This is a genomic window from Okeania sp. SIO2B9, assembly GCF_010672505.1.
GTDB lineage: Bacteria > Cyanobacteriota > Cyanobacteriia > Cyanobacteriales > Microcoleaceae > Okeania > Okeania hirsuta.
In genome coordinates this window covers 1-12,005 of record NZ_JAAHGK010000059.1, presented here as the reverse complement: position 1 = coordinate 12,005, position 12,005 = coordinate 1, and the positions used below count along the sequence as shown (strand labels likewise).

The window sequence follows — 12,005 nt, the reverse complement described above, 5'->3', positions numbered from 1 at the left end:
TCCCCACCGTCTACACGGTGTTCAAAATTACTTGGGGTTAGAATCCCCATGTAATTTTCCTCCTGTCTCCTGTCTCCTGTCTCCTGTCTCCTTCTTCAACTGTCTTTTCAAATAAAACAAAGTCGGCGATCGTTAAAGCTATAAAAGGTTGCAACATCATATAACCTTGCCCTGTATCTAATTGATTTCCATACGCTTTAGCTAAGTTATAAATTACTCGTTTTTCAAAATATTCTACGTTCAATATTTGCATTTCAATGATGACGGTAGAACCATTGTATAAAACTGCTTTTACATCAAAATAAATCTCTTTCATAGTGTTAGTAACTCCAGGGTTATAGGGGTTAATTATTTTCAGAGATTGAATGATATTTTGATTGTTATAAACTATGGCATTGAGAAAGCTAATGAGAATATTTTGACTATGAATAGAACCAAATATCTTTTTAAAGGCAAAGTCGGTTTTGGGGCTGATAAATTTCATGGTTATATTTCAGGAACTGGTATTGTTTATGGTACAATATATGGTATAATTTAGCTCTTTTATAACTATTTGCAGCACTTTTGAGGATAGTGAGGTACAGCTATAAGACTATTTATTCCTATATTCCCTGTTGCCTGTTGCCTGTTGCCTGTTGCCTAGAGCAATAAAACTTTGTACCTCATCAACTAGAAAACTGCTGTAAATAGTATTTAAGACTAGAATTAATAGTAGGATATCAAGGCAAAAACATTTCTGTAAAGGATAAGGAAACTGATGGAAAATTCAAGGGATTAATTACTTCACTATCCGAGAAAACAGTTTCAGATTGATAACCTCCTGGTGTAGGATGACGATATATATAAGCTTGGCGTTGTACTACATCTAAAACCCAATATTCGGGAATATTTGCCCCAGCATAGATAAGTGCTTTTTCTTGTCGATCTATTCTCAAGGTAGTGTCAGAAATTTCGATTAAAAACAATATTTCCTCTGCACTAGGGTGGCGATCGCCATAAACTTTGGGATCGATATGAACTACTGCAATATCCGGTTCTGGTTCAGAATGTGATAATGTAACTGGTAACTGCATCCTAATATGAGCTTCCTGAGTTAATTGAGACTTTAAATAATCTGATGTCCGTTGAGTTGTTGCAGCATGAGGAGCACGTTGGGGATTCATTTTGATGATACGACCTTCTAATAGTTCGACGCGGGATTCTGGTGTGAGAATACCACAATCTATCATTTGATGATACTCTGCTACTGTCCACAAATGAATTTTGCTTGTTGTCATTAGTTGAATTTCCTGTTTTTGATAATTTCTATAATTACTTCAAGACTTTAATCTCCCCTACTCCCCTACTACCAACTAAATGACTGAGAGTTAAGTTTAATGATGAAAGTTCTATTATTATTGATTTTAGCTGAAATTTTATGGCTAGAGTTAGATCGTGTTGTTGAATTTTTAACCTTTTTGCACATAATAGTTTCTTTGGCTGAGATGAAAAAGGAATTTTTGGGGTAGAATAATACTTTTGAGTAGATTTATGGTTTGGTTGTTATGGGTAATGAGGGTATGAGTGCTGGTCAGTTGCTAAAACAGGCTAATCAGTTGAAGAGAGCGGGGAAGTTGGATGAGGCGATCGCTTCATTAATAGGAATAGGAAGGATCGCAAGACAAAGTCTTTTCGTCACTGTTAGCCAAATTGTTTTGTCTACATAATTTAGTTTACTCTGAACTCATTTCACAGCCTCTCGTAACTTTGGATTAGTTATTTGATAACTAGGATTTATTTTAATAGCCTCTTGCCAAAAGCTAACTGCTTCTTCTAGCTTCCCTTTTTCTGCCAAAAGTTCTGCCAAGTTGCCGTAAGCCCTAAAATAGTTTGAGTTTAATTCAACTGCCTTGCGGAAACAACCAATGGCCTCGACCAACTTGCCTTGTTTGGCCAAAGCTTCACCTAAGCTATTGTGGCCAATAGAAAAACTTGGTTTAATTTCAATCGCTTTAGAGTAGTTAGCGATCGCTTTATCCAAATTACCTTGCTTCATAAAAGCCTCTGCTAAATTGTAATAAAAAGAGCCAGAATTAGGATTTAGCTTGATGGCTTCTTGGTAAGCAGGGATCGCCTCATCCCATTTTTGTAGCTTAGTTAAAGCTTTCCCCAAGTTATGATAAGACCAAGCTGAGTTAGGATTTAGTTTAATTGCTTGGCGGTAGCTAGTGATAGCCTTTTCTAGTTTACCTAACCGATAATAGTCTCTAGCTGCCACGAAATGCTTTGGGTATTTATCTAAATTCTCTCGTCTTTTTTCAATCTGCTTTTGTAATTGCTTTTCAAAAATTTCCCCAGAAAACTCAAAAGGAAAAATAGGCTCAAAGGAAGTGGCTTTTTTATATATCGGCATGGCTTTTTCCTCAATTACCCGAAGCGTTTCAGGAGATAATTCTTGCTGAGAACTGTTAACTTTACCTTTTCTAAAAAAATCTTGATAACCATGATCTTCCCAGAACCCCATTTTCTCAGTTTTTTCTTCTTTTGACAAACTTTTTAGCTTGTTAAACTCCTGATTTTCAACAGATTTTTGACAAATTAATTGGCAGTTTTCCCATCCCAAAAGTTCTACAATATAGTTCATAACTTTCACGGGATTATAACTGAGTTTTTCGTAAGATACAAACATGATCCTTTCAGGACTTTTTTCCTTACAACTCATGTAAGTGGTGACATGAGAAGACCACCTTTCTAAATTATCCAAGCAAAATTTATCTATTCCTTTATCATGTTCTTTATTCTTCTCATATCTTAGTGAATAATAATAGTACGAACATAAACAGTCAGCAGGTTTTCTGAACAAATAAAAAACTCGGTTTTCCAACTCTAATGTTTGTTGAAAAAATAATGGTTCATGAGTTTTTATTATTCTGAATTTTAGCTTTGTATTGATTTGGTTATTCCACTCATTTATGCTTATTTTATAAGCGTCAGGGATTATATTGCCTCCTGTGGTTGTCTGAAAGCCTTGTAGTTGTAAAAGAACATCACTTAGCAACAGTCGTATCCATGTATTACCAGAACGTGGGTAAGAAGCTAGGAAAATATCTGTTTCTTTTAAGAGCTTTTGATTGGTTAAATATTGATTCTTAGGCATATTATTTCTCCTGTCTTTGCTTAGGTCCCAAGCTATAATAATCGTGCGTCTTTAAAAATATTCCCAAATGTCGTTGTCTATATCTATACTTTGTAAGTTCTCCGACAATTTTCATAGTTATTACTTCGGTATCAGTTAAGGAAAGTCCAAATTCTCCTTTCCTTGGTGGATATTCTTCATTAAATCTTTTTGAAAAAATCGTCTATACAATGGTATACTCTTCTATAGAAAACATTTGTCTTACCTCTATTTTTTAAGGTTTATATTTTTTCAATTTAGTGATGGGAATTTTTTGTGTCAAGGAGGTTGGTCTCTACTGTTCGGATAATGTATTTAAAAATACACAAATTCATTCTATCATATAAACTATAAGCTTTCTTCACACTAAAAGTTGCATACCGCATACAAGATATGGAAAAATTAAAAACAAAGTATGTGCAAACGATTGTATATTACAAGGAGTTCGACATCGAATGAAACATCATCCCGTTTTTGAAACCTTCCAAAAAGTTAAATCAATAGGCACAGGAAAACATATGTTTGATTTTCTTGGTGTGGCTACAAATGTCAGTTATAAAAAGGCTTGGAGCAAACACGCACTAAGAGAAGGAGCTGAGTACACATCAAATTATCCTGTAGTTAACGAACATTATTTTGACTGGATTGCATTATTAGAATGTGTACGTTCTGCATCTGGTACATTCCGTATGGCTGAACTTGGTGCAGGTTGGGCACCTTGGCTAGTTCGTGCTGCCTTTGCGGCCAAACAACTTCCAGCTATTGAACAGATCGAGTTAGTTGGAGTAGAAGCTGATGCAACTCACTATAGTTGGATGAAATCTCATTTTCTTGATAACCAACTTAACCCAGAAAAATATCATTTACTACATGGTGCAGTTGCTCCTAAGTCCATGCGTTTACAGTTTCCTAAACTGGATAACCCAGATGAAGATTATGGTGCATCAATCAATGCTGTCAGTAAAAGTGGGAAATATGTTGAGGTACAGGGTTATCCCTTGACAGATATACTTGAGCTTTTTACTGGTCCTCTAGATTTTGTTCATACAGATATCCAGGGGGCTGAGTATGAAGCGATACCAGAAGCAATGAGGTTATTGAAATCTAAAGTGAAAGCAATGATGGTGGGAACACATACTTCATTAGAAAAACACAACCAGCTTAATCAACTGTTTCTCGATCATGGTTGGAAACCTGTTATGGTTTTTCCCAGAAAAAGTGAAGTTGAGACAGAATTTGGAAAAGTAACATTTTATGATGGTTTCCTTTTCTATACTAATCCTTTATACATATCTTGAGGTATTTATTTATGTCAGTGATTGACCACGCAAAATTTTTGTCAAGACTTAAAGACAATGGAACTGAACTGAACACATTTTATGATGTTGGTTCTAATATTGGTTTATGGTCTGTTGAAGCACAGAAAGTTTATCCACAAGCGAATTTTCAGTGTTTTGAACCATTAGCTGGAAAATACCCTGAACTAGATGCTTCTTCCAGATATTCTCAGCTCAACAACTATACCCTTCATTCAGTTGCTCTTTCCGATCGCTCAGGCACATCTAAAATGAAAATTTTGGGAAACCGTGGGGTAGGAAGTTCAATACTGATAGTGGATTCAGATTATCGCAAAGACATAAAAATTGTTGATGTTGATGCGTTTAAAATGGATGATATTCTAAACAAACACAACTTACCTTTACCAGATTTTATTAAGTTGGACACCCAAGCAGGAGAGATGAAGGTATTGAAAGGTGCAGAAGAAACTCTCAAGTATGCAAAATACCTATTGTGTGAAACATGGATGCGTAGAGTTTACAGACCAGAAACCCCTTTATTCCATGAGTTAGCTGTTTATTTGTATTCCCTTGATTATGTTTTGTTTGAAATTCTATCACTGGATGATGGTCGTGACTCTGACATGACTTTGCGTTGGTTTGATGCAGTGTTTATTAATAAGTCACATAGCTCTTTTCCAAAAACTATGCTTTAAGTCTGAGTGTAGTAGACATCTCTAGGTACTAAGTTGGATCTACTTGAATTACAAAACTTAAGATTAATTTTTGGAGATGTCTAATTAAGACAGCAAGAGCAAAATCAAATTGGATAATTTAAGAAACAAGAATCCATTATTATTCACATTATCAAAATGGGGAAAATAAAAAAAATGCTGACAAGTGTTTCCGAGTCTATGCAGTTTGAGGGTATGACCTCAGCACAAGGACTAACTTTAATGAACGTGTTTTTACAAAAAGTCAAAACCTTGCATAATACTGGGCTTTGTCTGGAATTTGGAACGTATAAGGGTAGAACTGCTGCACTGATCGCCAAAAGTCTCAATGATGGAAACTGGTTGCACGCCGTTGAGCAAGCAGAGTATCTTGAATTCGATCAATTGTTAAAAATTAGCCAGTTAATTACATGGCATAAGGAGCGTTCAGAGATATTTGTTACTGAATCCCTACCTCCAATAGCTGAAAAACAGAAAATTATTTATACACATCACGATGCCAGTTATTATTTTAATAATGTATATACCGAGCTATCTAACATATTAAAGTATATGGAACTCTATGGTATTATGATATTAGATGATTTTAATGATGTCTATTCTCAGGTGCGTGCAGCTTATTATTATTTACGATATAAGCTCAATTTTCCATACGAGTTGCTTTTAGTTGGTTTCAACAAGGCTATTTTAGTTCGAGAGGAATTGTTTGATTATTGGGAACAATATGTATTAGACGATTTACTGAATGACATGGCTGAAGGTGATTTTTTGTGCAAGCTTTACCGTACTGATATCAATGAGAACTCTAGAGCCTTTCATATAAGAGAAAGAAAGAAAGAAGAAGAAGTTTATTATGGCTTAAACATCTGGGGAGATAGATTTTATAAAAGATCAGCAAATTTTCTCAAATAGATAGCACCTCATTTTTGCGTAAACAGCAGAAAATTATACTAAACAATTTTTAGCAATACTAATTTTTGAGGGTTAATGAATCAAGTACAAAATATTGTAATAGGTGGATGTCCACGTTCTGGAACAACAGTTCTAACTCATTTGCTCAATGCATATAGCTATACTTATATCGGAACAGAGCTTTACAAATTGGATGAATATAAAAACTTTTCTGCTGATTTTTTTAGTAAAGAAAAAATCAGGGGAAAAGCCCTTGCTAGTTTGACCCAACAAAAAGCCAAGGATGCCTATATTCAAAAGCAATTGCAGAAGATAGAGAAAGCTCAATGGTTGGGTGACAAATATCCTATGATTTATCGTTATTGGAAAAATATTAGTACTCAAATAAAAGGGGTAATATTTATCTATATTTATAGAGGTTTTTCCCAAGTAAAATCAAGCTTTTATAATAGATACAAAAACGAAAATGATTCTTGGCCTGTTCAAGCAGAAAGAGCTCTTGATTACTGGCAAGAAGCAGCAAATGGGATTATTGAGTGTAAATCTAGCTTAGGTGAAAGTGTCATTATTGTTAAGTATGAGGATTTATTTTTTTGCCACAAACGAGAAGAATTCTATGACATAGTTTACTCGTTAATGTCAAAATTAAAAATGACAGAAATATCAAGTGAGTCTGATAGAAGTATAGAAAAAATATTTCAAAAAAGCTTAGAAGTTTCAGTTGCAAGGAAAAATAATCTTTTATCTCTGGATGAGAATGAAGAAAAAATAGAAAGTTTATTGTTGCCACAGTTAGATGAACTAAAATGGAATGGTGAATAAATAGTGATTTATTAGTTCAGTTATTAACCATCTACCAACAATGCAGAGGTTATTTTTAAGTTAAATAACTCTGCTATTTTCATCAAAAAAATTAATTATATCGTAAATAAAGCATTCAACACCGTACCTATTCCAAAGCACTTGCAAAACTTCTTTCTTGTGTTTCATAAGCTTTTTATCTTTACTTAATACTTCCAAACAGTCTGGTAAAGTTTGAATTTCATCAGCCCTCTCCGGACATACAACTACAGCAGATTCCCACAAATCTAAATCCCCTGGTGGAAGATAGGTATCAGATAAAACAACTGGAATCGAACCATAAGCAATGCTTTCCCACAACCGAATTGAGTTAGGACCAGAACCAGACGGACACAATGAAAAAACGGACTGCTTGAGAATTTCCTTGAACTCACGTGTTTGAGATTCATCAATTAAATTTTTCTCATCAGTCACCGCTTTTTTGATTTGGTTTTCATAAACAATATCTTGATAATGCCAAGATTCGCGAGAGCGAATAAATCCTCTTTTGTCATCACTCAAATATTTAATAATTTGATTCCTAGAATCTGTCAAGTAATAACTTAGAGCCTTAGAACCAACAAAACTAAATAAAAATTTCCTAAATACACCTCTTAACTCCTGTGGAAAAACCTCTGAAGCTTGAACTGGGAACAACGGAAATGGATAAATTTTAATATGAGAGTAATCAGGAAAAGTAGACTGACCTTTCACAGCATGAGACCAAAATACATCGGTAATACCAACCTCATTAAATAAATATTGAAATTTGAGCATTCTGATGTGTTGGCAAACAGTCACAACCTTCGTAAATTTACTCAAATAAGATTTATATTTTTCTAAAACGGATAAAAGCTGTTTGGTATCTTCAGGTTTGTTAAGTAATAAGTCGATTAAAGTAGCCCACGGAAAACCGAAGTAGGCTATTGATTGATCATAACCCTGGAGATATTTTTTAGCCATTTTATAGGCATATTGTTCAGTAATTGCCGGATACTGCCACGAAGCATCATATCCAATTACACCTGAGTTTTTATTGTCAATACTTTTTCTGCTTTCTTTTGCCGAAGTTTCCAGGGATTTGTTAAATTTAACTTCCTTGATTTGAGAAAAATCAACAGCCCACAATTCTAAATCTAATTTAGAACGCTTGAGCAGCTCTGAACTTGGATGTACATAAGTTACACCACCCAAAATAGATTTATCATTTTTTTTGTCGTAGGTTCTTGAATCAGTCTGTTGAACATGGACAGTTTTAACCTCATAGCAAGGATTATAAAGTTTAGTTCCATGAATAGCAAATAAGTAGGCAACTTTGTTGTCACAACGAGGCACTCCTAATCGTATTTTTAAAGACTCTTTGAGAGTATCTTCCAACTTAGAGTTACCAAAAATCGCCCAAACATCTTGAGACCAATGAGGATTTTGGTGCAATATTTGTTCAGACCCTTTTTGCTCATAGCGACTAATAGTAACAAAAGCCTTGGGATTAGTATAAAAAAGTTCTCTAAGCCGTGAAATTGATTCATCAAAATAAATGTCACTATTAGCGAGGATTGAAATTTTATCGGCACACTTTTTCTCAGTTAACTCTATCCAGTCTAGGTAAGTTGGTCTCGAAGATAAGTTAACAATTTCAATCTTAGAGCTTGCTAACTCTGGTCGATGATCGTCGTCAATGAGTAAAACAATTTTTTCAATTTCGGTGCATTCTATGTTTTTTCTGAGGCAATAAATTAATTCATCTTGTCTATCTGACTGTTTTGCTTTGAAGTAAGGGGTAAATAATACAATTTGATGGTACTTGGCTCGATCGTTCCCTTGAACTAGATTGAGATTGCTTCCAACTTCAGCTTTCTCAACTTTATTACTCTCTTTTCTAGCCCTCACCTTCTCATAAACTTCCCTAACCAACTCAACCTCAACCACCATTCTCCCAGACATATCAGACTTAATCAAATTCGCACCCCACTCCTGTTTCCGATAAAGCTCCTCAAACCTACCCTTTCTCACCTCCAAAGGCACAACCCTCTCAATCTCACTCCTATAATCTCCAATACGCTCCACAGACAACTGACCAGCACGCCTCCGAAAAGCACCCAAAGGACTCTCATACTGATAATACACCCCATGATGCGCCATCTCCCGCCATAAATTCCAATCACCCGCCAACTCAAACCCTTTCAACCCATGCTTCGACTTCAACCACAACGCCTTACTAAAAAACGTTCCCTCCTGCTGCAACATTTCCCAATGCTTACCATCACACAAACCCTCCCGAATAACCGCAGTGGGAGTAGGAGTACCCCGCTGTAAAACCTTCCGCTGTACATCCGTTTCAAACACATACTGAGGTCCCCCTATCCACTCAATCTCTGGATGCTCCGCAACAATACGACAAATAGCAGACAACGCTCCCGGCATCAAAGCATCATCAGCATTAATCCAAGTCATCAACTCTCTAGGGGCAATATCAAAACTATCAAACCCCCTCATCACCCCATCATACATCCCCTGGTCTGCTTCACTAACCCAAGAAAACTCCACACCCCAACATTGCACATCAGAACTCCCTTCCGATAACACACCTTCCCAATATCGTAACCGCTCAACAGTCGCATCCGTTGAACCACCATCTTGTATATGATACCGAATCCAGAAATCACCAGACTGACTAATAACACTCTTAATAGTCTCATCAATAGTTGTCGCAGCATTTAGACAAGGCGTCACCACAAAAAATGTCGTACCCAGTCTCTTCTCATCCCCCAGAGACGAAACATTCCCAGTCAACCTACCATAGAAATCATTTAGCTTAGTCCCCATCAAACCTTGCTCAAGCTGACTCAAATAAAAATCAACCGCGCCATCACTCAGTCGTCGTGCCAACTCTCTATCAGTTTTAATCTCTTGCACCGCCCCCGCAATACCTTTAGCATCATACCTTGCCAACACATACCCTTCCCGACCATGACTCACCCTCAACCCCAAATTCGACTTCGGCAGCACCACTGGTCGCCCCATGGCAAAATATTCCAACAACTTCGACGGAATACGCCGATCGTTAAACTCCCCTGGTACACCGGGTTGCACCAAAACATCCGCTGCTGCCAAAATTTCCGGCACTTGCTCTCGTTCCACCCAACCCAGATATTTTTCATAACTTCCTCCCCAACTCTCAACCTCCATTCCCTCACCATTCAAACCACTACGCAACAACACCGTAGGGCATCCCTGTTGATTCAAAATTTCCACAGCTTGATATAGCTCCCCTACCTCATCTCGGTTGCCACTATGTACATTACCTGTATAAGCCAAAACTACATGACCTTCTAGAATACCCAAGGAACGACGCAACTCCTGATTTATAGGTCGAGGATAAAACAAACTTTCATCCACTGGGGGAGCTAGCACCAACTCCGGCACGTTACCAATATTGAAACCCTTGAGAGTCTCAATAATCATAGTCAACCCCTGCGCTCGGTTCAGAAAAGCCTTACCCTTAATCGGATGGTAGCGATCGCCAGGAATAATCCGATTAAGTTCTGCTTCCGGCAACTTAGACAACTCAGCAAAAGGTCTTCCCACCTTAGCAGCAGTCAAATATTCCTCATTATCCTCCAAATGAATAACCAAAGGACAAGAATATTGTTTCAGCAGTTTTTCCACACATTTCCGAACAACCTCACGGGGAGTCCAAGCGTGAATCACATCTGGACCACCACCATTAGCAAAAGGCAAACGTAAACCAGGAATGGAAAGGTCCGAATAGGCTAAGATACGGACAGGATTTGATAAATTGTGCAAAGACCGTCGCAGCACATCCTCATTGTCAGAACTATCCGGAACCGCAAATAGACAATCAACCCCTTGTTCTAGCAACCGAGTAGCATGAAGTTGAGCATGATACCCACCGTTAGAGTCGATATTTCCGTAAAGCACAAATAGAGCGTTAAGGTAAGTTGACCTTTTATTTTGACTTTTTAAGATACCGTCTTTTTTACCTCGATCATTTATCTTCCCTGTTTTTTCCCTTGTCAAAGAAGTTGGAGTAACTCCTCTCATTTGTGGCAAATTTCTACTCAAATCTGAAGCATAGCCACTCGTTCCCGACTTTAACTCTAATGCTTGTCGATAAGCTGACTCTGCCTCATCCCTCTTCCCCAACTCCCTTAAAACATCTCCCAACTGCTGCCAAACCACAGCTGATCGCGGATGCAATTCCACCGCCCTCCGCAACTCAACCTCTGCCTCCCTCCAGCGCTCCAACTGCATCAATCCATACCCCAACTGATGCCGCACCTGAGCAGACTTCGGATTCACCTCAACCACCAACCGATACTCAACAACAGCCTCCTCCCATCTACCTAACTGTCCCAAAGCATACCCCAAATGATGCCTCACCTCAGCCCCAGCAAAACCCAAATTAATTGATCGCCCATACTCAACAATGGCCTCCTCCCATCTACCCAACTGCCCCAAGGCCTGACCCAAACCAAACAAAACCTCACCAGACTCCCCAGACAAAACCACTGCCTGACGATAAAATTCCACGGCCTCCGACCATTGCCCCAACTTACCTAAAGCTTCAGCCAAACCCAAACAACGCTCAACCCCACCGGGACTCATCTCCCAACTCTGACGATAAAACTCCACCGCCTCAGACCATTGCTGCTGTCCAGACTTAGCCGCCCCCAAATAATAATAAGCCTCTGTCTGTAGGGACGTTCCATTAAGCCTGACTACATTTGCATACAACATATTTACCACTTTGTCAAGACACTGCTCTGCTTCTGACCATTGCCCCAACTTCACCAACACCGCTCCCAAACCAAGATAAAACTCTGGCACATCAGTCTTCTGCTCCACCGCCCGACGATAATAACCCACAGCCTCCTGAAATTGACCTTGCCTTTGTAACAAAACCCCCAAATTGTAGAGAGACCAAGAAGCTTGAGGATTTATCGCCACAGCCTGACCAAAAGCAGCGATCGCCTCTTCTATCTGCCCCACCTTAACCAAAGCCTCCCCCAAATTATGATGAGCATGGGAAAAATCAGGATTAAGAGCGATCGCCTCACGGTAAGA

9 protein-coding genes and 1 pseudogene are annotated in these 12,005 nt (G+C 38.0%); 6 read left to right on the top strand and 4 right to left on the bottom strand.

The window, feature by feature from the left end:
• Positions 1-100: 100 nt before the first annotated feature.
• Together F6K13_RS04085 and F6K13_RS04080 are read right to left on the bottom strand one after the other, a co-directional pair.
• Positions 101-484, bottom strand: a pseudogene (locus F6K13_RS04085) (Rpn family recombination-promoting nuclease/putative transposase); the annotation flags it as partial.
• Between the two features lie 235 nt (positions 485-719).
• Positions 720-1,277, bottom strand: a complete 558-nt coding sequence (locus tag F6K13_RS04080) for a Uma2 family endonuclease (protein WP_287286883.1) — start codon at positions 1,275-1,277, stop codon at positions 720-722.
• A 99-nt stretch (positions 1,278-1,376) separates the two neighbouring features.
• On the opposite strand from F6K13_RS04080, the gene F6K13_RS04075 reads away from it, so the two are divergent.
• Together F6K13_RS04075 and F6K13_RS04070 are read left to right on the top strand one after the other, a co-directional pair.
• Entirely contained in the window at positions 1,377-1,508 is a 132-nt protein-coding gene (locus F6K13_RS04075) for a hypothetical protein (protein WP_287286881.1), read from the top strand.
• Positions 1,509-1,544: 36 nt separating this feature from the next.
• Positions 1,545-1,706 carry a hypothetical protein gene (locus F6K13_RS04070; RefSeq protein ID WP_287286879.1) on the top strand — a complete coding sequence of 54 codons (162 nt, stop codon included), beginning with the start codon at positions 1,545-1,547 and terminating at the stop codon, positions 1,704-1,706.
• A 17-nt stretch (positions 1,707-1,723) separates the two neighbouring features.
• Here F6K13_RS04070 and F6K13_RS04065 read toward each other — a convergent pair whose 3' ends face one another.
• Positions 1,724-3,136, bottom strand: coding sequence for a tetratricopeptide repeat protein (locus F6K13_RS04065; RefSeq protein ID WP_287286878.1), 1,413 nt, complete (start codon positions 3,134-3,136; stop codon positions 1,724-1,726).
• A gap of 473 nt (positions 3,137-3,609) precedes the next feature.
• Here F6K13_RS04065 and F6K13_RS04060 point away from each other — a divergent pair, with 473 nt between their 5' ends.
• The 4 genes from F6K13_RS04060 to F6K13_RS04045 all read left to right on the top strand — a co-directional run bounded on the left by F6K13_RS04060 (position 3,610) and on the right by F6K13_RS04045 (position 6,899).
• A complete protein-coding gene (locus F6K13_RS04060; protein WP_287286877.1) occupies positions 3,610-4,452 on the top strand; it encodes an FkbM family methyltransferase in 843 nt (280 codons plus the stop codon).
• Between the two features lie 11 nt (positions 4,453-4,463).
• Positions 4,464-5,147 (top strand): FkbM family methyltransferase, encoded by a 684-nt coding sequence (locus tag F6K13_RS04055; protein ID WP_287286875.1) that lies wholly within the window; start codon positions 4,464-4,466, stop codon positions 5,145-5,147.
• Positions 5,148-5,303: 156 nt separating this feature from the next.
• Positions 5,304-6,077: a class I SAM-dependent methyltransferase gene (locus tag F6K13_RS04050; protein WP_287286874.1), complete on the top strand. Its 774-nt coding sequence runs from the start codon at positions 5,304-5,306 to the stop codon at positions 6,075-6,077.
• Between the two features lie 75 nt (positions 6,078-6,152).
• The gene (locus tag F6K13_RS04045; protein ID WP_287286873.1) at positions 6,153-6,899 is read left to right on the top strand and encodes a sulfotransferase; all 747 of its coding nucleotides are present in this window, start codon (positions 6,153-6,155) and stop codon (positions 6,897-6,899) included.
• A 60-nt stretch (positions 6,900-6,959) separates the two neighbouring features.
• Here F6K13_RS04045 and F6K13_RS04040 read toward each other — a convergent pair.
• Positions 6,960-12,005, bottom strand: a 5,046-nt coding sequence (locus tag F6K13_RS04040; RefSeq protein WP_287286872.1) for a tetratricopeptide repeat protein, incomplete at its 5' end; no start/stop codon positions are given.

What these genes read in the sequence shown, in the direction of transcription:
- F6K13_RS04080 (WP_287286883.1), bottom strand. Translation starts at nt 1,277, where the DNA reads ATGACAACAAGCAAAATTCATTTGTGGACAGTAGCAGAGTATCATCAA.
- F6K13_RS04075 (WP_287286881.1), top strand. Translation starts at nt 1,377, where the DNA reads ATGATGAAAGTTCTATTATTATTGATTTTAGCTGAAATTTTATGGCTA.
- F6K13_RS04070 (WP_287286879.1), top strand. Translation starts at nt 1,545, where the DNA reads ATGGGTAATGAGGGTATGAGTGCTGGTCAGTTGCTAAAACAGGCTAAT.
- F6K13_RS04065 (WP_287286878.1), bottom strand. Translation starts at nt 3,136, where the DNA reads ATGCCTAAGAATCAATATTTAACCAATCAAAAGCTCTTAAAAGAAACA.
- F6K13_RS04060 (WP_287286877.1), top strand. Translation starts at nt 3,610, where the DNA reads ATGAAACATCATCCCGTTTTTGAAACCTTCCAAAAAGTTAAATCAATA.
- F6K13_RS04055 (WP_287286875.1), top strand. Translation starts at nt 4,464, where the DNA reads ATGTCAGTGATTGACCACGCAAAATTTTTGTCAAGACTTAAAGACAAT.
- F6K13_RS04050 (WP_287286874.1), top strand. Translation starts at nt 5,304, where the DNA reads ATGGGGAAAATAAAAAAAATGCTGACAAGTGTTTCCGAGTCTATGCAG.
- F6K13_RS04045 (WP_287286873.1), top strand. Translation starts at nt 6,153, where the DNA reads ATGAATCAAGTACAAAATATTGTAATAGGTGGATGTCCACGTTCTGGA.